Annotated in this window: 28 protein-coding genes and 1 pseudogene; 17 read left to right on the forward strand and 12 right to left on the reverse strand. The window is 61.2% G+C overall.

From position 1 onward, the window contains the following. Window positions 1–45: 45 nt before the first annotated feature. The 3 genes from tnpB to K4G67_RS17775 are packed head-to-tail and all read right to left on the reverse strand — an operon-like array spanning window position 46 to window position 744. Complete coding sequence (tnpB, locus tag K4G67_RS12470) at window positions 46–387, reverse strand: IS66 family insertion sequence element accessory protein TnpB (RefSeq protein WP_047819821.1); 342 nt, start codon at window positions 385–387, stop codon at window positions 46–48. Next, window positions 384–635, reverse strand: a complete 252-nt coding sequence (locus K4G67_RS12475) for a hypothetical protein (protein WP_239806685.1) — start codon at window positions 633–635, stop codon at window positions 384–386. Before K4G67_RS12475 ends, tnpB begins: the two co-directional genes overlap by 4 nt. Continuing rightward, complete coding sequence (locus K4G67_RS17775) at window positions 544–744, reverse strand: transposase (protein ID WP_420830033.1); 201 nt, start codon at window positions 742–744, stop codon at window positions 544–546. The genes K4G67_RS12475 and K4G67_RS17775 overlap by 92 nt, the downstream gene beginning before the upstream one ends. 86 nt (window positions 745–830) lie before the next feature. On the opposite strand from K4G67_RS17775, the pseudogene K4G67_RS12480 reads away from it, so the two are divergent. Beyond that, window positions 831–1,244: pseudogene (locus tag K4G67_RS12480) on the forward strand (transposase); the annotation flags it as partial. A gap of 116 nt (window positions 1,245–1,360) precedes the next feature. On the opposite strand, the gene K4G67_RS12485 reads toward K4G67_RS12480, so the two are convergent. Genes K4G67_RS12485 through K4G67_RS12495 form a run of 3 tightly spaced genes read right to left on the reverse strand, consistent with a single transcriptional unit; the run spans window position 1,361 to window position 4,438 of the window. Next, window positions 1,361–2,419, reverse strand: a complete 1,059-nt coding sequence (locus K4G67_RS12485; RefSeq protein WP_239806686.1) for an LLM class flavin-dependent oxidoreductase — start codon at window positions 2,417–2,419, stop codon at window positions 1,361–1,363. Next, window positions 2,416–3,483 (reverse strand): aromatic ring-hydroxylating oxygenase subunit alpha, encoded by a 1,068-nt coding sequence (locus K4G67_RS12490; protein WP_239806687.1) that lies wholly within the window; start codon window positions 3,481–3,483, stop codon window positions 2,416–2,418. Before K4G67_RS12490 ends, K4G67_RS12485 begins: the two co-directional genes overlap by 4 nt. A gap of 31 nt (window positions 3,484–3,514) precedes the next feature. Continuing rightward, a complete protein-coding gene (locus K4G67_RS12495) occupies window positions 3,515–4,438 on the reverse strand; it encodes a Rieske (2Fe-2S) protein (RefSeq protein WP_239806688.1) in 924 nt (307 codons plus the stop codon). Window positions 4,439–4,623: 185 nt separating this feature from the next. Between K4G67_RS12495 and K4G67_RS12500 the strand changes: the two genes are divergently transcribed. Next, window positions 4,624–5,223 carry a TetR/AcrR family transcriptional regulator gene (locus K4G67_RS12500; RefSeq protein WP_239806689.1) on the forward strand — a complete coding sequence of 200 codons (600 nt, stop codon included), beginning with the start codon at window positions 4,624–4,626 and terminating at the stop codon, window positions 5,221–5,223. Window positions 5,224–5,256: 33 nt separating this feature from the next. Here the strand turns inward: K4G67_RS12500 and K4G67_RS12505 are convergent, their stop codons facing one another. Genes K4G67_RS12505 through K4G67_RS12520 form a run of 4 tightly spaced genes read right to left on the reverse strand, consistent with a single transcriptional unit; the run spans window position 5,257 to window position 8,262 of the window. Then, window positions 5,257–6,276, reverse strand: a complete 1,020-nt coding sequence (locus K4G67_RS12505) for an LLM class flavin-dependent oxidoreductase (protein WP_239806690.1) — start codon at window positions 6,274–6,276, stop codon at window positions 5,257–5,259. After that, window positions 6,276–6,656: a limonene-1,2-epoxide hydrolase family protein gene (locus K4G67_RS12510; RefSeq protein WP_239806691.1), complete on the reverse strand. Its 381-nt coding sequence runs from the start codon at window positions 6,654–6,656 to the stop codon at window positions 6,276–6,278. Before K4G67_RS12510 ends, K4G67_RS12505 begins: the two co-directional genes overlap by 1 nt. Window positions 6,657–6,658: 2 nt before the next feature. Beyond that, on the reverse strand, window positions 6,659–6,976 hold the full coding sequence (locus tag K4G67_RS12515) for a 2Fe-2S iron-sulfur cluster-binding protein (protein ID WP_239806692.1): 318 nt from the start codon (window positions 6,974–6,976) through the stop codon (window positions 6,659–6,661). A gap of 17 nt (window positions 6,977–6,993) precedes the next feature. Next, window positions 6,994–8,262 carry a sulfotransferase family protein gene (locus K4G67_RS12520; protein WP_239806693.1) on the reverse strand — a complete coding sequence of 423 codons (1,269 nt, stop codon included), beginning with the start codon at window positions 8,260–8,262 and terminating at the stop codon, window positions 6,994–6,996. Between the two features lie 135 nt (window positions 8,263–8,397). Here K4G67_RS12520 and K4G67_RS12525 point away from each other — a divergent pair, with 135 nt between their 5' ends. From K4G67_RS12525 to K4G67_RS12575, 11 genes are read left to right on the forward strand one after another with little or no spacing between them, the layout of a single operon-like run. Next, window positions 8,398–9,183: an SDR family NAD(P)-dependent oxidoreductase gene (locus K4G67_RS12525; protein ID WP_239806694.1), complete on the forward strand. Its 786-nt coding sequence runs from the start codon at window positions 8,398–8,400 to the stop codon at window positions 9,181–9,183. Window positions 9,184–9,194: 11 nt separating this feature from the next. Further along, window positions 9,195–9,701 carry a VOC family protein gene (locus K4G67_RS12530; protein WP_239806695.1) on the forward strand — a complete coding sequence of 169 codons (507 nt, stop codon included), beginning with the start codon at window positions 9,195–9,197 and terminating at the stop codon, window positions 9,699–9,701. A 2-nt stretch (window positions 9,702–9,703) separates the two neighbouring features. After that, the gene (locus K4G67_RS12535; RefSeq protein WP_275588856.1) at window positions 9,704–10,489 is read left to right on the forward strand and encodes a tyrosine-protein phosphatase; all 786 of its coding nucleotides are present in this window, start codon (window positions 9,704–9,706) and stop codon (window positions 10,487–10,489) included. Further along, complete coding sequence (locus tag K4G67_RS12540; protein ID WP_239806697.1) at window positions 10,486–11,346, forward strand: NAD(P)-dependent oxidoreductase; 861 nt, start codon at window positions 10,486–10,488, stop codon at window positions 11,344–11,346. The genes K4G67_RS12535 and K4G67_RS12540 overlap by 4 nt, the downstream gene beginning before the upstream one ends. Before the next feature lie 31 nt (window positions 11,347–11,377). Continuing rightward, window positions 11,378–11,761: a carboxymuconolactone decarboxylase family protein gene (locus K4G67_RS12545; protein WP_239806698.1), complete on the forward strand. Its 384-nt coding sequence runs from the start codon at window positions 11,378–11,380 to the stop codon at window positions 11,759–11,761. A gap of 6 nt (window positions 11,762–11,767) precedes the next feature. Further along, the gene (locus tag K4G67_RS12550) at window positions 11,768–12,607 is read left to right on the forward strand and encodes an SDR family NAD(P)-dependent oxidoreductase (RefSeq protein ID WP_239806699.1); all 840 of its coding nucleotides are present in this window, start codon (window positions 11,768–11,770) and stop codon (window positions 12,605–12,607) included. 4 nt (window positions 12,608–12,611) lie between these two features. Then, window positions 12,612–13,412, forward strand: coding sequence for an SDR family NAD(P)-dependent oxidoreductase (locus tag K4G67_RS12555; RefSeq protein WP_239806700.1), 801 nt, complete (start codon window positions 12,612–12,614; stop codon window positions 13,410–13,412). Further along, window positions 13,412–14,581 (forward strand): sulfotransferase family protein, encoded by a 1,170-nt coding sequence (locus K4G67_RS12560; RefSeq protein WP_239806701.1) that lies wholly within the window; start codon window positions 13,412–13,414, stop codon window positions 14,579–14,581. Before K4G67_RS12555 ends, K4G67_RS12560 begins: the two co-directional genes overlap by 1 nt. Beyond that, the gene (locus K4G67_RS12565) at window positions 14,578–15,354 is read left to right on the forward strand and encodes an SDR family NAD(P)-dependent oxidoreductase (protein ID WP_239806702.1); all 777 of its coding nucleotides are present in this window, start codon (window positions 14,578–14,580) and stop codon (window positions 15,352–15,354) included. Before K4G67_RS12560 ends, K4G67_RS12565 begins: the two co-directional genes overlap by 4 nt. Further along, window positions 15,351–16,604 carry a hypothetical protein gene (locus K4G67_RS12570; RefSeq protein WP_239806703.1) on the forward strand — a complete coding sequence of 418 codons (1,254 nt, stop codon included), beginning with the start codon at window positions 15,351–15,353 and terminating at the stop codon, window positions 16,602–16,604. Before K4G67_RS12565 ends, K4G67_RS12570 begins: the two co-directional genes overlap by 4 nt. Then, entirely contained in the window at window positions 16,594–17,133 is a 540-nt protein-coding gene (locus K4G67_RS12575) for a VOC family protein (RefSeq protein ID WP_239806704.1), read from the forward strand. Before K4G67_RS12570 ends, K4G67_RS12575 begins: the two co-directional genes overlap by 11 nt. A 12-nt stretch (window positions 17,134–17,145) precedes the next feature. Here K4G67_RS12575 and K4G67_RS12580 read toward each other — a convergent pair whose 3' ends face one another. Continuing rightward, on the reverse strand, window positions 17,146–17,961 hold the full coding sequence (locus tag K4G67_RS12580; RefSeq protein ID WP_239806705.1) for an SDR family NAD(P)-dependent oxidoreductase: 816 nt from the start codon (window positions 17,959–17,961) through the stop codon (window positions 17,146–17,148). Window positions 17,962–18,081: 120 nt separating this feature from the next. On the opposite strand from K4G67_RS12580, the gene K4G67_RS12585 reads away from it, so the two are divergent. Genes K4G67_RS12585 through K4G67_RS12595 form a run of 3 tightly spaced genes read left to right on the forward strand, consistent with a single transcriptional unit; the run spans window position 18,082 to window position 21,739 of the window. Beyond that, the gene (locus K4G67_RS12585; RefSeq protein WP_239806706.1) at window positions 18,082–18,852 is read left to right on the forward strand and encodes a hypothetical protein; all 771 of its coding nucleotides are present in this window, start codon (window positions 18,082–18,084) and stop codon (window positions 18,850–18,852) included. Continuing rightward, complete coding sequence (locus K4G67_RS12590) at window positions 18,849–20,174, forward strand: spinster family MFS transporter (protein WP_239806707.1); 1,326 nt, start codon at window positions 18,849–18,851, stop codon at window positions 20,172–20,174. The genes K4G67_RS12585 and K4G67_RS12590 overlap by 4 nt, the downstream gene beginning before the upstream one ends. Beyond that, on the forward strand, window positions 20,171–21,739 hold the full coding sequence (locus tag K4G67_RS12595) for a phytoene desaturase family protein (protein WP_239806708.1): 1,569 nt from the start codon (window positions 20,171–20,173) through the stop codon (window positions 21,737–21,739). Before K4G67_RS12590 ends, K4G67_RS12595 begins: the two co-directional genes overlap by 4 nt. A gap of 26 nt (window positions 21,740–21,765) precedes the next feature. Here the strand turns inward: K4G67_RS12595 and K4G67_RS12600 are convergent, their stop codons facing one another. Continuing rightward, window positions 21,766–22,638: an alpha/beta hydrolase gene (locus K4G67_RS12600; protein WP_239806709.1), complete on the reverse strand. Its 873-nt coding sequence runs from the start codon at window positions 22,636–22,638 to the stop codon at window positions 21,766–21,768. Between K4G67_RS12600 and K4G67_RS12605 the strand changes: the two genes are divergently transcribed. Further along, complete coding sequence (locus K4G67_RS12605; RefSeq protein ID WP_239806710.1) at window positions 22,565–23,953, forward strand: DUF1214 domain-containing protein; 1,389 nt, start codon at window positions 22,565–22,567, stop codon at window positions 23,951–23,953. The genes K4G67_RS12600 and K4G67_RS12605 overlap by 74 nt on opposite strands. Window positions 23,954–23,964 lie beyond the last annotated feature (11 nt).

Raw genomic sequence — 23,964 nt, forward strand, 5'->3', positions numbered from 1 at the left:
GCATCCACCCGCAGCCGCAAGATCAAAATGGCAAACCGGTTGCGATTATCCAGCGCTTGCCGGGCGCCAGGAATACTGCGGATTACGCCAGTCGATGCCTTCCAGCAGGCAGGCCAGTTGCGAACTGGTCAGCGACACGACCCCGTCCCTGGCCGAAGGCCACACGAAGCGGCCCTTCTCGAGCCGCTTGGCGTAAAGCGACATGCCGATCCCGTCGTGCCAGATGATCTTCACCAGCGAGCCGGCCCGCCCCCGGAACACGAACAGGTCGCCGCCGTGGGGATCGCGCTTGAGGCTTTGCTGGACCAGCAGCGCCAATCCCGGCATCCCCTTCCTCATGTCGGTGTGGCCCATCGCGATCCACACCCGCACGCCCGAAGGGATCATCGTAGCGCCTTCAGGGCTGCGGTCACCTGTCCTGGCGATGCCGCCGCGAAGATGCTCACCCGCTTGCCGCGCGCAAGATCGACAACCATCGTGGGATGTACACCGGTGCGCGCGGTCCCTTCGTCCTCGGCCATCATGGCCTCTGCGAAGCCTGGTTCAGGCAATGCCTCCGGCATCGGTTCGGCGTTCGCTTCGCGAAGCTTGCGGCGCCAGGTATAGATCAGCCCCGTCGAGACGTCGTGCAACATCGGTCACACTGGCTCCTGGCGAAAACGCTTCGGTCAGGATCCGCAGCCGCTCTTCCTCGCTCCACCGCCGCCGACGCTCCGGCCCCGAAAACACCGTAATCTGGCCCATCAATCGCTCCTAAGCGCGCTCACAAGAGCGTCCTTAAGACCGGTCCCTCAACGCCTCAGCAAGGCGGGGCTCGCCGGATGCTTACCGGCCATCGCAAGACCACCACCTTGGTCGCGGGCCTGCGCATGACCGGCATGGTCGCGCCGATGGTCCTCGATGGCCCGATCAACGGCGACTGGTTCGAAGCCTACGTGGCTCAAGTCCTCGTGCCCGAACTGCGCCGCGGCGACGTCGTCATCATGGACAACCTGTCGAGCCACAAGCGCGCGGCAGTCCGGGAGCGGATCGAAGCGGCGGGGGCAACCCTGCGCTTCCTCCCGCCCTATAGCCCCGACTTCAATCCCATCGAAAAGGCATTCTCGCGGCTCAAAGCCATGCTGCGCAAGGCTGGCGAGCGAACCGTCAGCGGCCTTTGGGACCTGATCGGCAAGCTCGTCGATATCTTCCAACCCAACGAATGCGCCAACTACTTCAGCTCGTGCGGCTATGAACCAGAATGAGTGGAAACTGCTCTAATCGATCGGCGCTGCCTGCAACAAACCTCTCAACTTCCCGGGTTTGCCCGCCGATGTTCGACTGCGGTTGCGATTTTCACGCTCCCCGACCTGATTCTTTTTCAGGCCTCTCGGTGTTTCGTCTCCGCGACCATGCCAAACAGGCCTTCGTTGTATTTCGTCAGCTGTTCCATCGAGAGATTTCGATAGGGGGTCATCGGGCACAGCGAATCCACCACGCCCCAGACGGGTTCGAGCTCCTCCAGCACCTCGTCCACCGGGCCGCATTTGACGAAGGCCTGCACCATTTCATCGCTTACCTTGTCGATCACGCCCGACACATCGCCATGCTCGCCTGCGGCAAGCTGGCAATCGCGCGCCAGATCGCCGAAGCCGATGGAATCGAAGAAATCCTCGTATTCCTTGTACCCGGCGTATCCGGCCACGGTGGCACGGCTGTCGTCGATGGCTTGCTGCTTATCGTCGTTAATGGCGACCCAGGGCCAGGCGTTGATCTCGATATCCTCGCGCTTGCGGCCAAAGCGGGCGAGTTCGGAATGAATGAAATCGTTCTTCTGTACCGTGTAATCGACAGTCCACAGCGCATGCACCATCAGCCCGTCGGCAATCTCCAGCGTCATGCTGGTCAGCTTGTCCTTGAGCGCGGCGATCCAGATCGGGACATTCTCGCGCACGGGCGGCGCGGTCATCATTTTCTCGGTCCATTCAAGGTCGTAATACTCGCCGTGCAGCGGCTCCATTTCCTTGTGACCGTTGGCGTTCACGTAACGGACGATCTTCACCACTTCGCGCAGGTGCGTCAGCAGCTTGCGGTGCGGTTCGCCATAAATACCTTCCAGCGCGCTGTGCAGCGACGTGCCCAGGCCGAGGATGAAACGCCCTTCGCTGATCGTGTCACACTCGATTGCGCAATAGGCGGTTTCCACCGGGCTGCGGGTGCCCGCCACGGCAATGCCGGTGGAGACCTTGAGCGTATCCGTCATCGCGGCGACGGCGGCCATAGGCACAAAGGGCGCGCCATAGATTTGCAGCGAGAAGACGCCCTCGAAGCCAACCTGCTCCATCTGCTTTGCAATGCCGCCCATCGCCGGTGCAGGCAGAACTGGCATCACCCCCCACCACTTGCGCTCACCGCCAGTCGCGTTCGTCAGTCTCGTCATGCTTTTTCGTATCCTATGATGTCGCTGCAATCTGCGCTGACATCATCACGATAGGCAAAGTCGCCGCGCGCCTGTCTTTCGGCAAGTTCCGTCATCAACACGCGGTATTTCTGGCCTGCTTCATCCAGCGGGGAGTGCAAGTCCTTACGTTTTTCAGGACGCATGTAGCGTGGGCTCTGCGGCGAGGTCATCGAACTGTCCTGGCGTGAAACCTTGTAGCTCGCCTTGGGCATCATATAGCGAAAAAGATTGCTCTTTTTAACGTTCGACGTGTTCATCGCGTAGTCCAGCCGGGTGCGGTCACGGGTTTCCGGCACACAAGGGTGGAACAACTGCACGTTGTCACCTGGGCTGAACCGGCCATAGGCAATCGCGGCATGACTGCGCAAGTAGATGCGGATCACCTGGCGCACTTGCTGCACATCGTCGCGAACGCCGCCGAACATCTTCATGATCGGTGCAACCGACTTGTTCACGCAGGTGCGAACCATGGTGATGGTTTCGCTGTCGTGGAACACTTCCACCTTCTCGGAATCCATCTTCTCGTCACCCACGACGTCGGCATGGATAAAATCTGCGTGCGTCAGGTCGATCAGGTTTTCCAGGCTCAGCGGTGCGCAACAATCGAAGCGAACGGTACCCAGCATGTGCAGCGGCAGGCCGCCGTCTTCTGGCAGGTAGGGGATGCTGGGAACATGCTCGGGCGCGGCATTTTCAGGCTTGCCAAGCCAGCCCCAGACATACCCGTATTTCTCAAGAACCGGATAGTGGCCGCTTTCGTCCGTGTATTCGCTCTTGGTGTCAGCCAGCGGATCGTTGGGGTGGTTCTCTGCAGCAAGCACCTCGCCATCGGGTCCGCGCCACAGGTAGAACGGCTGGGAGTAAACAGCGCGGCGCACCGGCTTCTTGTCCACGGCAAAGCTGTGGGCCAGCGGGAACCAGGCATCGGTCAGCATGATTTCGTGCGGCATCCAGGCATTGACCTTGGCCGAGAATTGGCGCGGGTCTGAAGTGATCGGGTCATCGTTCGCGAGGGTTGCCGGATTTTCGGTAGTTTCTAGCATGGCAGGCTCCTTATCCTGGTACGGTTTGCTCTCAGGCGACTTTGTCTTGCTGTTCAACGCTGGCCGCAACCTTTTCCCGCAGATCGTCTGCGTGGATCGATGCTGAGGGTTTCAGCACCCGCAGCGCAGCGCCATCGATATGATCGTGCACGCGCAGTGGCGTGCCCACACCCATGGCCTTGGCTGCAAGGCCATGACGTTCGGGCGAAAGTATGGCGCGCCAGCGCACCTGCGTGACTCGGCGCGCGCCAGGTACCGGCGCGAGCGTGGCATGCAAAAGCAGGTTGAATTCGTCATCCCGCAACGTGAGATCGCTTTCGCCGGTTACGGGATCGGTGGCGATCCGCAGGCTGATCGGAAAATCGGATGTGAAGGGGGCGGGCCAGTGCGGCGATGCCCATTGGCAAGACCGTTCCATCACCAGTTGCCCTTCCTGTTCGCAAAGGTCTGACAGCAGGTAGGGCGAGAAGCGCACGCCCTTGATTGAAATCAGCAGCGAGGGATCATCGAACAGCGCCGCGATATACTGGCCATGCTCCAGCGCCACGGTGGACGTGCCCGAAAGGGGCAATGTATAGCCATCATCGGCTGGCAGCGGCGCCTTTGCATCGAGGCAGATGCGCACGAAGCCCGCGCTTTCATGCACGCCAAAGGATCTGGCCTTGTAAACCGGGGGAAATTTTCGCTCGCTCTTCAGATTGGGAATGTCGATCAGCCGGCCGCTTGCGCCGTCATACGTCCAGCCGTGATAACCGCACTGTATTGCACCATTGCCCAGGATGCAGCCGAGCGAAAGCGGCGCGCGGCGATGCGGGCAGCGATCTTCCAGCGCGCGGACAGCGCCATCGGTGTCGCGCCAGAGCACAATCGGTTGATCGCCAATATCAACGCTGAGCGGTTTTTCCGCACTTACTTCTTCAGAGCGGGCCACTGCCCACCAAACTGTTTCGGTCATAATCGACTCGCATCTCCCAATGGGTGTCTTATGACAATTAAATTGACGGATGACAATTTAATTGTCAATGTCTGAGAATGGCAACGATAGCTCGAAATCCTGCGGATTCTGCGAAACAGGGTTCAAGTCAGCCGGTCCGGCGTGAACGGGGCAGGGGCCGCCCACGTGCGGATGCAAAGGAATCGGTGGATGAGGCCGCGCTGCTGCGCACCGCCTTCACCACCTTTGCCAATCTCGGATATGAAGCCGCCACCATGCGCGCGATGGCGCGTGAACTGGGCGTAAGCCACAATCTGCTGAATGTGCGCTTCGGCAAGAAGTCGCAGCTTTGGAAGGCTGCGGTCGATTGGCGACTGAAAGAGGCTGCGCGGGACGTGGAGATTGCCTTCGATCCAACCCGCTCGCCCGAAGAACAACTGCGCGACCTCGTGTTTCGCTTTTGTCGCTGGGCCATCATCAATTCGGACATCGTGGCGATCAGCCAGCAAGAGGGAAGGGAGCCCAGTTGGCGCCTCGATTACCTGACCGAACGCTTCACTCTGCCGTTCCAGCGCCGCCTGCAGAAGCTGCTGGAACAGGTTGCCTCCGGCACCAGTTTGCGCCCGCTTGGCTCGTCTGCGCTGTTGGCGCTGCTGGTTCACGGCGTGGGCTCGTTCTTTGCGCTTGGTCCGTTGTACGAAAGGATGCTGCCCGATGCGCCGCAGGGAAGTGCTGGCAGGCAGACGGACGAAGATCGCGCAGATACCATGGCTGAATTCCTGCTGGCCGGGCTGTTCGCTGGCTGATCCGGCGCGGGGCGACGGTCGACAGACAGCTTCTTAGAAGAACAGATCGGCGATTCGCTTGCGGTATGTGGCCGCCTTGTCCTCCTTCATGCCGAATTGCGGCACAACGGGCGTGATGGAATCGGCAAAAGCAGCTCGTTCGATTACCTGCGTCTTCACATCATCAGCAGAGCCAAGTACGGTGATTGCGCTCACCATTTCATCGGGGCAGGACTGTGCCATCCCCGCGTAATCCTGCTGTGCGAAGGCCGCCTGGATGGCCTTGGCCTCCTTGCCGAAGCCGATCGCCTCGAAATATCGCAGGTACTGGGGAGACTGGGTGTAGAAGGCCACATTGGCGCGCGCGTCGGCAATGGCCTCATCGCGGTCGTCATTGATCACCGTGAAGATCATCAGATTCAGGTCGAAGTCGGACCTATCCCGATTGCTCCTTTCAAGCCCAGCGCCAAGGTGCGGGCCAACCTTCTCGTGGATCCATTGCGTGGTCCACAGCGGGTGGCCCAGCAGCCCATCGGCAATTTCGCCTGCCTGTTCGCAAGCCTTCTCGAAAATCGCCGGCAGGTAGATGGGAACGGCGGATCTGCGCGCCGGGCCGGTCAGGCGGAAGTGCGAGAGATCGAGCGTTGCATATTCGCCCTCCAGCTTCTGCAATTCGCCCGTGTGCCCTTTGGCGATCACGGCGCGCACCTGTTGCACCACTTCGCGCATATGCGCCAAGGGCTTGCCATAAGGCATGCCAAAGCTGCCTTCGATCTGGCTTTGCGCGCTGGAGCCAAGACCCAGCACCGCGCGGCCATCGCTGATGTGATCCAGATCGATCACGCTGCATGCTGTTTCCAGCGGGCTGCGGGTGAAGGCGAGGGTGATCCCGCTGCCCAGCTTGATGCGGCTGGTGACTGCCGCCGCAGCTGCAAGCGTGACCTGGGGAAGACCGAATATCTGCGGCACCCAGACCCCTTCAATCCCGGCTGCTTCCCATTCCTGCACCAGCGGCACAAGCTGCCCGGCAGGAAGAACGGGCAACTGGGTCCAGACCTTCTTGCCGGCGAACATCAGCCAAAGCCCTTCGCGGTATCGAAATAGTCACGCCACGAAATGATCTTGTCGCCGTCCATCTCGAACACGCCCATCAGCTTGAGCGAAATAATGAGCTTGCCATCCTTGTCGTGGAAATTGTCGGTCCGCTCGGTCAGCACCACGTTGCCGTTCGAAGCGACGTGGTGAACGATCACCTCGCCGCTTTCGATCGGGTACATATGCGCAAAACCATCCATGAAGGCCTTGGCCTCGGCAAAGCCGGTGGTCTTGGAAATGCCGACGTTTTCCCAAACCGTCTGGTCGGTAAAACGCTTCTCCATCGATGCCATCATGTTCGCCAGAGTAGGCTTCCACTCCTCGAAGAAGGCGAGGACTTCGGCTTGCGCGTCAGCCATGCTCAGTCTTCCTGGGCAATCGTGACGGTCACTCCGTCAAGCGCATCGGTCATTGCGATCTGGCAGGAAAGGCGCGAGGTCTCGTTGCGATGGTCCGAACTGTCGAGAAGGTCGCTTTCATCCTCGGTCATTTCGGGCAGCTTGTCGGCAAATGAAGGGTCTACATGTACATGGCAGGTGGCGCATGAACAGCACCCGCCGCACAAGGCCAGCAGTTCGTCGAAACCGTCGTCGCGAATGATCTCCATCAGCGTCAGACCGGCTTCGGCCTCCACTTCCTTGCTGTTGCCAGAACGGTCGATCACTTTGATTTTAGGCATGTCTTTCTCCGTAGAAACTATCTGACTTCGACTTCGACCGGGAATCGATCGAAGTAAAACTGGAAATGCTGGCGGATGTCCTCGGCGGTAATGCCGAAGTCGCCCTCCAGGTTGAAACGCACCTTGCCCTTGACCGCCGGATCATGATCCTTGTGGTACTGGTGCAGGGTCTTGAGTGTGGCCTCGTCCAGCGGGATTTCCGCCATGTCGTAGATCCGTTGCAGGATCGGGTCGGGGTCCTTGATCCACTGGTGAAAATAGACGTCGATCGTCTGGTCTTCCGGCAGGCAGTCGCGATCCTTCACGCAGCGTGAAAGCAAGGTCTTGTAGCGATCGATCCAGTAGCCCTTCGGCTCCTCAGGATCGCTCTTCGTGCGCAGCACGCGCGAGGCATAGAGCCACATCGACAAGGTCGACCGGATCGAGCCAACCGGGTCGCGGTGCGTGATCACGAATGTCGCATCGGGAAAGGTCTTATAGAGAACCGGCAGCTGTTCCATGTGCTGCGGGCACTTGATCACCCAGCGGTTCGGTCCTTTGAGGAAGGTTAGCACCTGCAGGCCCTTCTTCAGGTAGGCATAGGTGCCGCTCTGGTCGTGCGAGAGGTAGTAATCGCGCCACCTTGGCACCAGTGCCATCCATTCGAGCAGGTAGGATGAAAAATCGAGCGCCTGCAGCTCGATATCCTCGCTGATATGGTCGGGCGAGAATTCGTGCATGTAGCTCATCATCGGCAGCACCGCTTCCTGCTGCTGCCACCCTGCCTCCGCCTTGGTCCAGCGCGGGTTGGGATCGTCCGGCGTCGGCTCGTCCTCTGCCGTGGGGACCGGGGCGATGGCTTCCCACCAGGGTAGCGAGCGCAGCCGCTTGTCGGCGGAAAGCAGGCCCAGCAAATGGGTGGTCCCCGAACGCGGCGGACCAGCCACGATGATCGGACGATCAATTTCGATGTCGAGAATTTCCGGGTGGCGCTTGCAGATGTCTTCCACGCGCAGGCGGTCAGCCGCATAGCGTACGAACATGGTCCACAGGCCTGCGCGGCCAACGGGTGAGAGGAATTCATCCTCTTCCACACATTCGCACCACAGGTCCAGCCGCTCGACAAAGTCCATCGCGCCGAAATCATTGAGGCCGGTCTGGGCCTTGGCGGCACCCATGATGGCCGCAGAAGAGAAGTCGAAACTGGCTTGCGAAGCGGCGGCAAGGGCGGCCTTTTGCGCTTCGTCCAGCACGGGCGCGCGCATGTCTTTGATCTCGAACACCTGGCCCTTGGCGGCTTGTGTCACTTGCTCCTGCTCCCTCACTGCATCCTGTCTCCGATTACTCGTAGATGCGGAGGCGGGTAATCTTTGCCCTACCGAAAGATATGCTGCGCGACAGGCAAATGCCGTTAGATCGAATGGGGAGAGGATAACGCCGAGATGACAGACAAGCTGTTCGATCTGACAGGTAAGGTGGCGCTGGTAACCGGCGCGAACTCCGGTCTGGGCTTCGGTTTTGCCGAAGGGCTGGCACGGGCTGGCAGCGACCTGGTCATCTGGGGCCGGCGCAAGGAAGCGAATGAGCAGGCAGCCGAAAAGCTGCGCGCACTGGGCGTCAAGGTTCATTCCTCCGAAGTGGATGTGACCGACGAGGCGCAGATCGTAGCCGGCGTGGCCGATGCACTGGCCGCAATGGGGCGCATAGATACCGCGGTCGCCAATGCAGGGATCGCCAGCGCCAAGCCTTTCATCGAAATGGATGCCGACACTTACAACTCGCTGATGGCCGTGAACCAGCACGGGGTGGTGTTTACCTTGCGAGAAGTGGCCAAACACATGGTTGCCCGCGCCGAGGCAGGCGATCCGGGCGGTTCGATGATCCTATGCGGCAGCGGTTCCATATTCCAGGGCGTGCCCACGCTGACGCATTATGGCGCGGCCAAGGGGGCGCTGGCGGCCTTGTCAAAAGGACTCGCCGCCGAACTTGGGCCGTATGGTATTCGCTGCAACGTCATCGCGCCCGGCTTTATCATTACCGAAATGACCATGGCCGATCCGGAGTACGGCCAGATGCTGGCCGATGCCGTTGCCGCCAAGGCACCCATCGGGCGCGCTGGCATGCCTGACGATCTGTGGGGCGCGGTGGTTTATCTCGCCAGCGACCTTTCGCGCTATCACACCGGCGACACGCTGGTGATCGATGGCGGGAAAATGTTCAACAACTAGGAGCCTCCATCGTGTTTTCCCGCCCGAAGGCAAGGCATAGCCAGAACGCCTATGTGACCAACGATCTCGATCGCGCGCTGTCCATCTGGCGGAATGATTACGGGGTTCCCGAATTCTACGTGTTCGAGAATGATACGCCGGGCCTGGTCTCGTCACCGGAATACCGGATGAAGATCGCTCTTGCCAATGTGGGCGGGCTGGAAATCGAACTGATCGAGCCTCTGCCCGGACTTGCCCCCATGCACGCCGAAGTTCTGCCGCAGGACGGCAGCTTTGCAATGTGCTTCCATCACGCCGCCCTGCGGGTCGACGGCGAGCTTGCCGATTTCGAGGAATACATGGCCTCGCTCGATCCCGCTGTGCATCCGGTTGTGTGGAGCGGTGGGCTAGGAGACCTGATGCGTTACACCTACACTGATGAGCGGGCGACCCTGGGCCATTATCTGGAGCACGTCTGGTTCGATGCCGGAATGTACGAACAGATGGCCTCTGCCATACCCGTATATCCGGCGCGTTGAGCATGGCTCTGGCACTCCTCAACTTTCGCGACCTTGGCGGCATGCAGGCTCAGGGTGGCCTGGTGCGCAGCGGCGCGCTGTTCCGGGCGGAAGGCCCGGCCAACTTTACGCCGGATCATGAGGCGGAGCTGAAATCGCTGGAGATCGGTTACATTTTCGATCTGCGTTCCGCGAAAGAACGCGAAGCCCATCCGCACGATTGGCAGGATGCGGATTGCCGCTGGCTGGGCCTCGATGTGAACGCAGACCTTCGGGTGTTCGGCCATGACGGCCGCGAACGCCTGAGCCTTGGCGAAGATGTGCAACTGGCGATCGACATCATGTGCGAAACCTATCGCGAGATTCCCGATGCGCTTGCGCCGCACTGGGAAACGGTGGGCACCTGCCTGCTGGAAGGCAGGCCTGCGATGGTCAACTGCACGGCCGGCAAGGATCGCACCGGCGTTGCCGTTGCCGTGCTGCTGGAGATGCTGGGCGCCCCACGCGAGGCGATCCTGAACGACTATGCCCAATCGGACATCTTTGGCGAGAACCTTCGCCGCAGCGGTTCGCTGGAGCAAGGCTTTCGTTCCAGTTTCGGATTCATGCCCAGCCCGGAACAGGTCGATGCGCTGATCGGGGTTCGCCGCGAATACCTGGCTTGCGCCTGGGAACAGATCGAAACCAAACACAAGACCGTAGGGCGCTATCTCGCCGATGCCGGTCTTGCCGAGGACATGCAAATTGAGCTGCGACGCTTGCTGGTAACGCAAGGCGTCTCGCCTTCATATCAAGGAGAACTATCATGAAAACTGGCGGTGTAATCGGCCTTGGCGGCATTGGCGGAGGCGTGGCCCAATGCCTTCAGCGGTCTGGCCAACTTTCGGCAATCTTCGATGTGCGCGCAGAAGCCGCAGAGCGGGTGCCCGGTGCGCCGCCAATGTCGGCAACGCCGCGCGATCTGGCAGCGGCATCCGATTGCGTGCTGATCGCCGTGCTGAACGGCGCCCAGACGATCGATGTGCTTTCCGGCCCCGATGGCGTTCTGGCTGCGGGCAAGCCCGGGCAAACCGTGATCCTGCTGTCGACAATCTCCATGTCTGATCTGGAAACATCGCAGAAGCTGTGCGCGGATGCCGGTGTGACGCTGATCGATTGCGGCGTAACCAACGGGCCCAAGTCGGGCGAGAACGGCCTGATCTGTCTTGCAGGCGGCAGCGAAGAGGACATGGCCAAGGCCAAGCCCATTTTCGATGGCTTTGCCGGACAGGTCATTCACATGGGTGGACCGGGCACAGGCATGGCGGCCAAGATCGCGCGCAACACCACGTTCTTCGGCTGTATCCGGGCAGGGTACGAAGGCGCGGTGATCGCCCGCAATTACGGTGTAGACCTGAACCAGCTGCGCATGGCCCTTTCGGGCGATCCCAACGCGGGTGGCGGCCTGGAAGGCGCCCTGTCCATGGAAATCCGCCCCGATCCCGAAGGTAATGAGCAGGAAACGGGCATCCGCAACTATTTCAAGGGGCTGATGATCAAGGATCTGGAAGTTGCCATCGAAGAGGCCGCCAAGTTCGGTGTGCGACTGCCGATGATCGAACTGATCCGCGACAACGCCGATTCCACCTCTGGCCTGGAATATCGCAAGGGCCAGCCGCTCGATTGAGCGTGGGTACATACAAGTCGAGGGAATGAACATGAGTGAAAATGCTTGGGACAAGGGACTAGAGGTTTTCGATGCTGTCTATGGAGACGGCTTTTCCGCGATGATGAAGGGGCAGGAAAACAGCCGCTTCTCACGCGAGATTATCGAGAACCAGTTCGGCAACCTGTGGGCGGACGAAGCGCTAACCATCCGTGAAAAGCGGCTGCTGGTACTGGGTGCCACAACCATGCTGGGGAGGCAGGATCTGATCGAGATCCAGATGATGGGCGCGCTTGGCAACAACGAGTTCACCGAAGAGGAACTGGCACTGATTCCGCACTTCATGCTGTTCTATGCCGGGGCCGGTAACTGCACCTCGCTGGTGCGAGGGATCGAAGCGGCTAAGGCGCGCCTTGCGGAAATGAAGAAGGACTGAGCCGACATGCGCGATCTGCCCCGCCTGCCGCTGGATGCCAATGCCTTCCGCGAGCGTTATGGGCCCTGGGCCGTGATCGCTGGCGCTTCCGAAGGCACCGGCGAGTGTTATGCCCGCCAACTGGCGGAAATGGGCATCAACCTGATGCTGGTTTCGCGCCGGGAGGAGGCGCTGGAGGCTTTGGGCAAGGAACTGGCGGAAGAACATGGAATTGAATTCCGGGCCTATGCACAGGACCTGACAGAGCCTGATGCGGGTTTGAAAATCGTCGCCGCCGCTGCGGGCCTCGATGTCGGGCTTTACATCTCCAACGCCGGGGCAGACGGATTTGCCGCTTTCTTTGAAGACAGCACCGAGAATGCGCACCGGCTGGTGATGATGAATATCACCACCCTGATCGATGCCGCCAACGGCTTTGGCAAGCGGTTGCTCGCGCGTGGCAAGGATGGAAAGGGGCGCGGTGGCATCATCGTGATGGCGTCAGGCGCTGGGCTTGGCGGTCAACCCAACCTGGCCATGTATTCAGCGACCAAGGCGTTCGAGATAAATTTCGCGGAGTCTCTCTGGGCCGAATATCACGAGCGCGGCATCGACGTGCTGGGCGTGGCGGCCCCGATCATGCGCACCCCGACATTGCTGCGGATGGTTCCCGAAGGCTTCGACACGTCCGACACCTTCGATCCGGCTGACGTTACGCACAATGCGCTGGCCGGGTTGCTGGCGGGGGAGCCGATCCAGATCATTCCCGACGGACCGGGCGCGGAAAAGCAGCCGCAGGTAGAGGCAGATCGCAAGGCCCGCCTGATCGGCTTCGTGGAATTCAACAAGACATTTACCGGAGGATAAGCGCATGCGCAGGCTGGAAGGAAAGATTGCCATCGTCACCGGCGGGGGCGGAGGGATCGGATCAGCCGTCGCGCGCCGCATCGTCTCAGAAGGCGGCAAGGTCGCCATTGCCGATGTGTTCGAGGACAGCGCGAAGGCCGCTGCCGATCCGCTGGGCGATGCTGCGCTGGCGGTTCAGTTCGATGCTGCCGACCCTGCTTCGATAGAGGCGATGGTGCAGGCCACCGTCGACCATTTTGGCGGTCTGGACATCCTGCACAACAATGCCGCGATGACCGATCCGGCCAAGCATCCGCTCGACACCACACCGGTCGATATCCCCATCGAGATCTGGGACGAGATCATCGATATCAACCTGCGCGGATACCTGCTGGGCTGCAAATATGCGATCCCGCACATGATCGCGCGCGGTGGTGGCTCCATCATCAACACGGCATCGAACAGTGGCGTTGCCGGAGACCTTGCCAGGGTTGCCTATGGCGCATCCAAAGGCGGCATCATCACCTTGTCGAAGTATGTCGCCACACAATACGGCAAGCAGAACATTCGCTGCAATTCCGTGTCTCCCGGCGTTGTATTGACCGCGGCACTCGAAGCGACGGTGCCGGGCCTCAAGGAAGTGATCCAGCGGCATATCCTGACGCCTGAATTCGGCACGCCAGATGATATCGCGGCGCTGGTCGCCTTCCTCGCTTCGGAAGAGAGCCGTTACATCACGGGTGAGAACATATCGATCTCTGGCGGGGGCCTGTCGCACCAGCCGCATTATGCCGATCTGCTGGCGATGATGGAACAGCATCTGTGATGAGCGAACCGCTGACCGTTGCAGGGATGGAGGCAGCAGCGCGCGCTGCCACGGGCCTTTCGGATTTCGGCCCGGATACCGGTTGGCGAGAGGGATTTGAAAGACTGGTTGCGGCGGTCGAGGCGATGGGACCGAACGACCAGCTGCGGCACCTGGCGACGCAGAATATCGTCGGTCAGCTCGCCACGCGCCTGCACTTTGTCGAGGATGATCGCAATCATCCAGAGATAGCGCAGCAAGACGTGGGCGATCCGCTGATCGTGATAGGCCTGCCGCGCACCGGCACCACCATTACTTACGATCTGCTGTGCCTCGATCCCGAGGCGCGCGCTCCGCGCGAATGGGAATGGTACATTCCCTGGCCACCAACCGATGCCGCCACTTTCGACAGCGATCCGCGTATTGCGCAGGTCACTGCCATGTATGACAACTGGCTCAAGCATGCGCCGCAACTGCTTGATATCCAGCGGTTCGATTGCACCCAACCGGGTGAATGCAACCACGGCATGCAATATCACTTTGCCAGCACCAATTTCCCCGCCGAACTTGGCGTTCCGGACTATGCCGACTGGCTGCGCGCCAGCGATGCACCGGGGCAATATGTCTCGCACAAGCGGCTGCTGCAGAATTTCCAGTGGAAGGGGCCGCGCGGGCGCTGGACGCTGAAATCGCCGCAGCACCTGTTCGATCTTCCGGCTCTGCTGGAGGCCTATCCCGGCGCAATGCTGGTTTGGACGCACCGCGATCCGGCGCTGACTTTCTCTTCCCTCTCCAGCTTCATCGCAGGCTTCCTGGCTGCCTTTGGCGGCGACAAGGACAAAGCGGCAATCGGGCGCGACGTGGTGGAGACCTGGATTGCCGCGATGAACCGCGCGCTGGCCGCGCGCGCAGATCCGGCAATCGACGAGCGGATCATAGACCTTGCGCACAAGGACGTGGTGGCAGACCCGAAGGCGGCAATCAGGCGCATCTACGACAAGTTCGGTCTGACCTTCTCCGAAGATCACGCGCGCCGCATCGACCATTTTCTGGCCGACAATCCGGCAGCCAAACGGATGGGCAAGCACAAGCACTCGCCGGAGCAATACGGCATCGACGTGGCCGAGGTGCGCGAGCGGATGGCGGATTATTACGACCGCTTCGGCAATCTTCTGGGGAAACCACAATGAGCGTTCTGGATCGCTTCCGTCTCGACGGGCGCACCGCCATTCTCACCGGCGTTGGCCCTGGCGTGGGAGAGCACGTGGCCAAGGCCTTTGCCGAACTGGGCGCGAACGTCGTCATCTCGGCCCGTTCGCAGGACCGGCTGGACCGGATCGCACAGGAGATCAACGCGCTGGATGGCGGACGCGCGCTGGCCGTGGCCGTCGACGCGGGAGAGCGCGCCGATCTGGAAAACCTTGTAACCAAGGCGCACGAGGCTTTCGGGCCGATTCATATCATTTTCAACAATGCCGCCGCCGGCGTGGTCTACGCGCATGATGGCGGGTTGTGGGCCAACACCGACGAGGTGTGGAAGACGGCGATGGATGTGAATGTCCTTGCCACCTGGCGTCTGGCCGAGCTGACCGCACAGGAGATGGAAGCGCATGGCAAGGGCGTGATCATTTCCGTGCAAAGCTGCGGTGGCTTTACCCCGATCCCGCCTGCTGTTGCCTACGGCGTCAGCAAGGCAGCGCTGGCTTTCCTCACCCGCTCGCTCGCCAAGGCGCTGGCGCCGCACACGCGGGTGAACGCCCTTTGCGTCGGCTCGATGAGTCCCGACGGGCAGGAGGCCGAAATTCACAAGGGACTGGGCCTGGCAGAGCGCAATGCGATCAAGCGGTTCGGCGCTGCCGACGAAGCCGTGGGCGCAGCCATCCTGCTGGCCAGCGATGCTTCCAGCTATACCACCGGTAGCACCGTGTTCGTGGAAGGCGGAAGGGTGGGAACGGTGGCATGACCAACCCGCTCTATACGCCAGATCAGGAAGCGGTAGAGAAACTGGCGCTGCGCCTGATCGAGCGGGCAGATGTGCGGGCTGCGCGCGAGCAGGCGCGCCACGGAATGCTGGCCGATCCCACCGCCGCGACGGTGGATGGCAACCTGGCGCTAGATCGCGCGCTCAATCAATGGGTGCTCGGGCTGGCCATGCGCGAGGCGAATGGCGATACCGCCGATCCGCGCGTGGTCTGGAATGTGTCGAATCCGCCGCGCCGGTGGTTTGGCCACGTCTATCACGGCGCCGCCGTGGCGGTGGACAATCCCGACAATTTCAACCGCGAAATCCCGATTGACGGGGAAGGTCACTATCGCATCGATTTGCGCTTTTCCGCCGATCCGCCGCAGTTCAGCGTGGTGATCGAGATGGAGCCGGACCATCACGCCGGTCTGGGCCACAACATCGGTGCGCTGACATTGCAGGACTTGCGCCCGCATTGCGATAGCGAAGGCCGCGTTTCGGTAACTGTGGGGCCGAAAAGGGGCGGGCCGCTGCACTTGCAATCGCGCCCCGGCCGCATCCAGATCTACACCCGCGATAGTCAGTGCGACTGGAACCAGTTACCAGCCGAGGTTAGCGTGGAGCGCCTTGATCCGCCGGCGGACTGGCAAGCCCGCAGCGAAGACGAGATCGCCGCGACCATTATCGCCGACATGCCCGCCTGGGTCCGCTTCTGGCGCGGCTTCAAGGACGATTTCCTTGGTTTTCCCGAACCCAATCGGCTTGTCGGGCCAAACGGTCGCGACGGGAACTGGGGGTATCTGGCAGGTGGCCGCTTCGCGCTTGGCGATGATGAGGCGCTGCTGATCACGCTTGATCCGGCAGACAGTTATTACACCGGTTTCCAGATCACCGATCCGTGGACCATCGCGCCCGATCCCATGCTGCGTCTTGCCAGCCTGAACAAGGCGCAGGTGACGCCCAATGCCGATGGCACGGTGACATATGTGCTGGCGCTGGCCGATCCGGGCGTCGCCAACTGGATCGATACCTGCGGCCTGCACGAAGGCTGGATGCTGACCCGGTGGCAAGGGGTGCCCGCCGATGCGGACCTTGCCAGCATGATCCGCGAAGTGCGCCTGACGACGATCAATGAATTGCCGGAAGGCATACCGACCATCGACCTGGCCGGTCGCCGCCGCCAGATTGCCACACGCGCGCAGGCTTTTGCCCGGCGCACCAGCGAGGGAGGATGGACCGATGCAGCCTGAAGGATCAATCGTCGAACTGTGTCACGTGGTGGAAGACCTCGATGCGGCGCTGTCACACTGGACGCGTGATCTGGGTGCAGGCCCGTTCTTCGTGTTCGACGTTCCTGTGTTGCCCGGCCAGCTATATTACGGAGAGCCGACCGCAGTTTCGATGCGGGTAGGGTTCGGCTTTTCTGGCGGCGTTCTGATCGAACTGTTGCAGCAGACCAACGACGGTGCATCGCCATTTGCGGATTTCCTGCAGGCAAGGGGCGAAGGGCTGCACCACATCATGCCGCGCGCCGATTTCGATGCGGCACACGCACGCCTTTCAGACGCAGGTTTCAAGATCGCCTACAGCGGCATGATGCCTTCGGGCGAGCGGTTCTGCCTGTTCGATACCTTCGCCGCGCACGGCTATTACACAGAGCTGATGGAGCTTTCCGAAGCCATGCAGGGCAGCCTGTCACTGATGGAAAAGGCTCATGCTAGCTGGGACGGCAAGACCGATCCCGTTCGCGGCATGGACCGGCTGGCCGAGCTTGCCTGACAGGCAGCTGGCCTAAAGCTTGCCGCTGCCCATCTCGGCGAACATCTTCTGGAAATCGGCATAGCTGGGCTGGTGCGCGGTCACACCGCCATCGATCGGGATTGCCGCACCGGTAATGAATGCGCTCTCGTCGCTGGCCAGGAATGCGACCAGGTTGGCGATATCTTCCGGCTCGCCAAGCCGCGGCGTCAAATGGTGCGACAGGAGAATATCTTTCACCACCGGCGGGGTCGACTGCGTTGCCAGCGGGGTCAGCACGAAACCGATGACCATGCAGTTCGAACGCACGCCCAGCTTGCCATACTGGGTGGCGATCATGCGGTTGAGCTGGATTAGCGCCGCCTTGGAAGAGCCATAGGCAGTGAGCGTGGATTCGCCCTGCACGCCGAAGCCGGATGCGCTGTGGATGATCGATCCGCGCCCGCCTTCGATCATGTGGGGCAGGGCATATTTGCTCATCAGCATGGCCCCGCGCACGTTGACCGCCATCGCCCTGTCCCACGCGGCGACATCAAGGTTCATGACATCAAGGTCTGCCTGACGCTGCGCGTCGTTCTGGATGGCGGCATTGTTGTGCAGGATGTCGATCCGGCCAAGATCTGCGACCACCTGCCGGGCGAGTTCGCGCACGGAATTCTCGTCTGTCAGGTCAAGCGGCAGCGCCAGTGCGCCCTCGATATCCTGTGCAGCGGCAGCAGCTGCATCGGCATCGATATCGCCCAGCACCACACGGGCGCCTTCCGCAGCCAGTCGCTGCGCGGATGCCGCGCCGATACCGCCTGCAGCGCCTGTGACAATTGCAACTCTGCCTTCCAGCCGTCCGGTCATTGGGGTCTCCTCATGTGAAGCAATAGATTGCAATGGGCCGGGCTCACAACCTGTCGCAGGGCAGGTTGCGTGCATTTCGCAGGCCTCCAACTGACATTCATAAATGTTGGGGAGGGTGTGTTGGAATCAACGATCGTGCCGATGCCGGTGATGCCGGCGCCGGAGCCCGCCGGAACTGTTTTTCTGGTCGGAACCTGCATCACCATGGCGGGCATACTGGCGTGGTGGGCGCTGGGGCGCGAAAGGCGTTTGCGCGGCTGGGTCTTGCCGCTGGTTTTCGCTGGCACTGCCCTGTCCGCTGTCATGATCGAGCCGATTTACGACAACACGCTGCTCTATTGGTATCCGGCCGAAAACCCGCTTGCCTTCTTCCACGGATATGAGCGGACAATCCCCTGGTATGTGCCGCTTGGCTATGCCTGGTTCTTCGGCGGTTCGGCCTATCTGGTCTGGCGCGTGATCGAAAGCGGCGCGTCGGCTGCGCGCATCTGGCAATTGTTTTTTGCTACCGCAGCAGTTGACTGGCTGGCGGTATCCATCTGCGAGTGGCTGGACCTCAGCGCCTTCTACGGCAACCAGCCTTTCCATCTGTTCGGTTCACCCGTGTGGTTTTCCTTCTGCGATGCCACCGGCGGCTTCGTGTTGGGCGCGGCGCTTGCCAAGCTCATGCCCTACCTCTCGGGTAGCAAGCGGGTTTGGCTGCTGATCCTGCCGAGTTTCACCTACGCGGCAACGCTGGGATCGACCACCGCACCTGTATCTCTCGCACTGAATTCGGCCTGGTCGCCAGTCATGACCTGGCTGGCTGGCGCTGCCACGATGGCGATGTGCATGATTGCCATCCATGTGATCGCCCAGATGGCGCAGTTGCGGCAGGAAAGCCCGTTGTGAGCCGATTTTCAGGCCGCGACTGGTGGTTCATCGGCCTGCTAGGCACGATTTACGCGTTCAATTTCATCGACCGCATGATCATCGCCGTGGTCGGGGAGCCGATCAGGCAGGAATTCGGCCTGAGCGATTTCCAGCTCGGCATCATGGGCGGGGCGGCCTTTGCGCTGTTCTACGGCGGCATCGGCATACCGCTTGCGCGGCTGGCAGAGCGGGTCAACCGGATCGGCATCGTGGCAACCGCCACCGCTTTATGGTCCGTGATGACCATTCTTTCCGGTGCCGCGACCGGTTATATCCAGTTGCTGCTGGCGCGCATGGGCGTGGGTGTCGGTGAGGCCGGATTTACGCCGCCGGTCGTCTCCCTGATTGCGGATCGTTTCCCGCCCGAACGGCGCGCCACCGTGTTCTCCATGATCGCGGTAGGCGTTTCCGTGGGCGGTGCCATCGGTGTGCTGGCCGGGGGCTGGATCGCGCAAACCTATGGCTGGCGCTGGGCCTTCGTGGCGGCAGGGGCACCCGGTATCGGGCTGGCGCTGTTGCTGTGGCTGACCATCAGCGAACCTGTGCGCCTCAACGCCGGACAATCGGCACCGCCATTCGGCGCGGTGCTTTGCCGGGTTAGAAAGTCTCGCGCATTCGTGGCGTTTACCCTTGGCAGCGGCATGGTGGCGCTGGTCGGCTTTGGCCTGAACCTGTTCCTGATTCCGTTGTTGGTGCGGCGGTTCGGTTTCGACCTTGCCGAAGCGGCGCTGACGTTTGCCTTCACCTTCAGCGCGGCCACCGCGTTGGGAGGCGTTGTGGGCGGGCTGGCTGCCGATCGGTTCGCTGCCAGACAATACCGGCGTTATGGCATCCTGCCGATGCTTTCGACCGCGCTGGCGCTGCCGCTTTTCCTGGCGGCGATTTACCAGGACGAATGGCAGATCATGGCGGTGCTGCTGTTTGCCTCCACCTTCTGCCTCTATGCCTTTCTACCCACCATTATGACCGTGACGCAGCGGCTGGTGGAACCCCGGATGCGCGCCACCGCGGCGGCCATCCACGCCTTCGGCCAGACCGCATTTGGCCTTGGCCTGGGATCAGCCTTTCTGGGCTATATGAGCGATGTGCTGGCGACGGCGCGCTATGGCCAGCAATATGCAAGCCAATGTCTTGGCGGCGGCGCAAGTGCATCGGCCAGCTGTGCCGAGGCCGCAGGCACCGGCTTGCAGCAAGCGCTGCTGATGCTGGGCCTGTTCCTGCTGCTGGCGATCATCTGCTACTGGCTGGCGGCTCGCTCGATTTCCGCAGAAATAACCGTGATCGAAGGTGAAGCGAAATGAACGAAATCCATGATGCCGTCATTATCGGTGCCGGCCACAACGGGATGGCGGCAGCCGGGTATCTGAGCCGGGCCGGAAAGAAAGTCGTCGTCGTCGAACGGATGGCCAAGGTGGGCGGGATGACGAGTGCGGGATACATGATCCCCGAAGCGCCTGACTATCTGGTGACCCCCTGCGCGGTGGAGCTGCTGTTCGCGCGCGGATCGGGCATCATCGAGGATCTGGAGCTTGCTCGCCACGGCCTGCGCACCGTCGATCCCGATCCCAGCTATGTCTATCTCCATCCCGATGGCAGCTCGATTGCGCTGTTTCGCGATTACCGGCGCACGGCGGATGATATCGCCCGTATCCATCCCGGCGATGGCAAGCAGTATCTGAAGTTCATGCAAGTCATGGACGCCATGATGGATATCGGTTTCCCGATCATGATGGCGGAACCTGGTCGGCCCGACCTGCGCAACCTTGGCAAGATGATCAAGAGCGGGGTGCGCAATGTGCGGTTGAAGGATCAGCTGCTGGCGATCTCCAGGGCGACGGCAGACCAGGTGGCCTGCGAGTGGTTCGAACACCCGGCCACCATCGCGCTGCTGAACGGCATTGCCGCAGGCGCGGGGCCGGTCGACGATGATGGCAATGCCGCTGCCTACATGATCTTTGCCGTCACGCACCGTCTTGGCACGGGCAAGCCTATCGGCAGCCTGCAGGCCTTTGCCGATGCCATGGCCAGCAGCATTACCGAATCCGGTGCAGAGATCATGCTCAATGCGCCTGTCGCGGAAATCCTGATCGATGATGGCGCCGCGCGAGGCGTGCGCCTGGCCGATGGCCGGGTACTGCGATCGAAGGTGGTGATAGCCACCAGCGATCCCCGCACCACCTTTGCCATGACGACGCCGGGCGCGGTTGACCGGCAGCGGATGAAACGGATCGAGCATGTCCCCTCCAACCGATCCAATGCAGCGCCCTTCCTTGCCAATGTTGCGATGAAGGCACCCTTGCGGTTGAAACGACATCAGGACCTGCGGCACGATGATGCCGATCTGAACAAGGCGGTGGGCTTGATTGGTCTCGCCGATGATGTGCGCAACAGCTTTGCCGCCGCGCGGCGTGGCGATATTCCAGATCGTCATGCAGTCTCTCTTACCCCGCTCTCCAACAGCGATCCTTCGCAGGCACCGGAGGGGTGTTCACTGGCCTACCTCTACCTTCCTGCCATGGCGGTGGATGCGCGCGAGGGCTGGTCTCAGGAACTGAAAGACCGGACCATGGCATCGATCATCGCCCAGGTTTCTGAATATTATGACGGTTTCCAGCATGAGGTTGGCCGCTTCGTGGAGACTCCGCGAGAGCGCGAGACACGACTGAACGTGACCAATGGCTGCGTAACTCATGTGGACTTCGGTGCCTTGCGGGCAGGTCAGCATCGCCCGGCTACAGGGTTTGGCGTACCCAAACCGGCAGTGCCCGGCCTATATCTTGGCGGCGCGGGCAGCCATCCGGGCGGCGGCGTATCCGGCATTGCGGGCCGGATTGCGGCAGACAGGGTTCTGCGGCACCTGAAATAGCGCCAATGGGTGGGCTGCGGCTATTCTCAGGTGCGATCTATCCAGCTGTCGAGCGCCTGCCAGTGGCTAATGCGCGTTCCGGCGAAATTCTGGCAATGCGCCGCGTCGTTCACGATCTGCAACTCGGTGGAGGCCGCCGCCTTGAAATAGCCCGGCTCAAGTTCGGGTTTGGGGCTGGTGTCCACCGTGCTTTGCACGATCAGAACCGGCACCGCGATGTTCGCCGAATCCTCGTGAACAATGCCGGGAGTAAGCGCTGCGATGCCCAGGGTGGCAGGTGTTGTGGAAGCGTGGGCTTCATCCGCCTCGATCAGCGGTGGCGGCACATCGGGCCAGTAGAACAGCTTGCGCATCGGTTCTCTTGGCGTGGCAAGATAGCCGCTGGGAATGAGGTCAGCCTGAAGTGTATCAACGTCGGTATCGCCCAGCACCATCGGTTCATTCGCCCAGCCAAGCACGGCTACCCGATCAAATATCGGATGGGTCGCAGCCTGCGAGATGATCATCATCCCTCCCATCGAGTGGCCAATGCCGGTCACGCTGACCTTGCGCTCAAGTCCTTTCAGGACCTGCGCCAGCGCCGAGGCGTGTGCGCGGGCGATAATCGCGCGGCTCAGTTTGCTTTCCGGTTCGGGCCGGGTGCTTTCACCCATGCCAAGCATGTCGATGGCCAGCACGGCCTTGCCGCGATCGCAGAACCAGCGGGCAAAGCTGTAGCTTTCATCGGCAAAGGACGGGTTCCAGTATTGCCGCGAGTAACCTCCGCCGTGAATGGCGAAGACAAGATGCTCGCCACGCTCTTCCCAATTGTCCGGCGTGTGAAGTGTGGCGGCAATCTCCACCGTCTCGTCAATCCCTGCCGCAGCGGTAACGTCCACCATCATGTCAGCTGATCTCATCGTCCGTCGCTCCTTGCTGAAGCTCATGGCTTGGGCAAGCACTTGTGGCATTCACCTGCCGGGAGAAAGGTTGATGCATCAGGCGCCTGGTGAAAGCAGGCCGGGACTGCAAGAGGAGCTGCTGGGAATGAGCGAAGACGGCCTGGCCTGGGAAAAGCTGATCGATGGTCTGCGCCCGCTAGGCGACGCCATGCGCGAACGTATGCCGGAAAGGCTGCGGGGCGATCCGCAGATCATGGCGGAATCGATGCGCTTGCTGCTGGCAGGCCTGGCGCGTGCAAGTTCGGATGCACTGGTTGGCAATCGGCAGCACCCCATGTTCGTGCCTGAACTGAATATCGCCCAGAATATTTTTCAGCCCAATGCCGACACGATCTACAAGTCCGCCATCATAGAGAAGGGGGGCAGTTACCTGCTGCGCGGTGATCGTGGCACGGTGCGCATGATCGTGCTGGCCCAGATGGGGCCGGACACGTTGCGTACAGGACAGCATAGCCCATTGCTGGGGCAGATCGACTTCGATGATCTCAAGCTTGGCGAGGATGGGGCTTTCGAGCTGGTAATCTCGCCCCAGCGGCCTGCTGGATATGAAGGCGACTGGTACGCGCTGGATCCGCAGTGCGAGAAGCTGATGGTGCGCATCGTTTCCTGCGACTGGGGGGTGGAGCGAGAGCCGCGCTTTGGCATCACCCGGCTGGATGTGGACGAGGCGAAAGGGCGGTTGTCGGTCGCAGAACTGCACGCCGCCTTCGATGAAATGCCATTTATTTCCGGCGTATGTGCCTTGGCCTTCCTGACCCACGTGGAAGAGCTGCGCAACGAAGGTTATCTCAACGAATTGAAGATATTCGACGTCTCACAGATGTCCGGCCTGCAGGGGCAGTTCTACTATGAAGGGGCATACGAACTGGATGATGACGAGGCCCTGATAAGCGAAGTGCGCGTACCCGAAAGCTATCGCTACTGGTCGATCATCCTGACGAACGATATCTACGAAACAACCGACTGGTACAACAACCAGGCGAGCCTGAACGACAGGCAGGGCGTGGTCGATCCTGACGGGGTGTTCCGCACGGTCATCTGTGCGCGAGACCCCGGTGTGCACAACTGGCTCGACACATCGGGCTATCGCAGTGGCGCGATCCAGGGCCGCTGGTTCGAGGCCAGCGAAAAGCCGATGCCTACCTTAAGAAAGGTCAAGACCGCCGATATTCTGTCGCATCTGCCGGAAACGACACGGCGGGTAAGCCCCGAACAGCGCAGCGAGGCGTTGCGCGACCGTCGGCTTGCCGCGCAAATGCGGATCATCTGGTAAGCGCCAGAATT

It is taken from the genome of Croceicoccus hydrothermalis, assembly GCF_022378335.1.
GTDB classification, from domain to species: domain Bacteria; phylum Pseudomonadota; class Alphaproteobacteria; order Sphingomonadales; family Sphingomonadaceae; genus Croceicoccus; species Croceicoccus hydrothermalis.

Excerpts from the sequence above, each read along its gene's own strand:
- tnpB (WP_047819821.1), bottom strand. The coding sequence starts at position 387 with ATGATCCCTTCGGGCGTGCGGGTGTGGATCGCGATGGGCCACACCGAC.
- K4G67_RS12475 (WP_239806685.1), bottom strand. The coding sequence starts at position 635 with ATGTTGCACGACGTCTCGACGGGGCTGATCTATACCTGGCGCCGCAAG.
- K4G67_RS17775 (WP_420830033.1), bottom strand. The coding sequence starts at position 744 with ATGGGCCAGATTACGGTGTTTTCGGGGCCGGAGCGTCGGCGGCGGTGG.
- K4G67_RS12485 (WP_239806686.1), bottom strand. The coding sequence starts at position 2,419 with ATGACGAGACTGACGAACGCGACTGGCGGTGAGCGCAAGTGGTGGGGG.
- K4G67_RS12490 (WP_239806687.1), bottom strand. The coding sequence starts at position 3,483 with ATGCTAGAAACTACCGAAAATCCGGCAACCCTCGCGAACGATGACCCG.
- K4G67_RS12495 (WP_239806688.1), bottom strand. The coding sequence starts at position 4,438 with ATGACCGAAACAGTTTGGTGGGCAGTGGCCCGCTCTGAAGAAGTAAGT.
- K4G67_RS12505 (WP_239806690.1), bottom strand. The coding sequence starts at position 6,276 with ATGTTCGCCGGCAAGAAGGTCTGGACCCAGTTGCCCGTTCTTCCTGCC.
- K4G67_RS12510 (WP_239806691.1), bottom strand. The coding sequence starts at position 6,656 with ATGGCTGACGCGCAAGCCGAAGTCCTCGCCTTCTTCGAGGAGTGGAAG.
- K4G67_RS12515 (WP_239806692.1), bottom strand. The coding sequence starts at position 6,976 with ATGCCTAAAATCAAAGTGATCGACCGTTCTGGCAACAGCAAGGAAGTG.
- K4G67_RS12525 (WP_239806694.1), top strand. The coding sequence starts at position 8,398 with ATGACAGACAAGCTGTTCGATCTGACAGGTAAGGTGGCGCTGGTAACC.
- K4G67_RS12535 (WP_275588856.1), top strand. The coding sequence starts at position 9,704 with ATGGCTCTGGCACTCCTCAACTTTCGCGACCTTGGCGGCATGCAGGCT.
- K4G67_RS12540 (WP_239806697.1), top strand. The coding sequence starts at position 10,486 with ATGAAAACTGGCGGTGTAATCGGCCTTGGCGGCATTGGCGGAGGCGTG.
- K4G67_RS12545 (WP_239806698.1), top strand. The coding sequence starts at position 11,378 with ATGAGTGAAAATGCTTGGGACAAGGGACTAGAGGTTTTCGATGCTGTC.
- K4G67_RS12550 (WP_239806699.1), top strand. The coding sequence starts at position 11,768 with ATGCGCGATCTGCCCCGCCTGCCGCTGGATGCCAATGCCTTCCGCGAG.
- K4G67_RS12555 (WP_239806700.1), top strand. The coding sequence starts at position 12,612 with ATGCGCAGGCTGGAAGGAAAGATTGCCATCGTCACCGGCGGGGGCGGA.
- K4G67_RS12560 (WP_239806701.1), top strand. The coding sequence starts at position 13,412 with ATGAGCGAACCGCTGACCGTTGCAGGGATGGAGGCAGCAGCGCGCGCT.
- K4G67_RS12565 (WP_239806702.1), top strand. The coding sequence starts at position 14,578 with ATGAGCGTTCTGGATCGCTTCCGTCTCGACGGGCGCACCGCCATTCTC.
- K4G67_RS12570 (WP_239806703.1), top strand. The coding sequence starts at position 15,351 with ATGACCAACCCGCTCTATACGCCAGATCAGGAAGCGGTAGAGAAACTG.
- K4G67_RS12575 (WP_239806704.1), top strand. The coding sequence starts at position 16,594 with ATGCAGCCTGAAGGATCAATCGTCGAACTGTGTCACGTGGTGGAAGAC.
- K4G67_RS12580 (WP_239806705.1), bottom strand. The coding sequence starts at position 17,961 with ATGACCGGACGGCTGGAAGGCAGAGTTGCAATTGTCACAGGCGCTGCA.
- K4G67_RS12595 (WP_239806708.1), top strand. The coding sequence starts at position 20,171 with ATGAACGAAATCCATGATGCCGTCATTATCGGTGCCGGCCACAACGGG.
- K4G67_RS12600 (WP_239806709.1), bottom strand. The coding sequence starts at position 22,638 with ATGAGATCAGCTGACATGATGGTGGACGTTACCGCTGCGGCAGGGATT.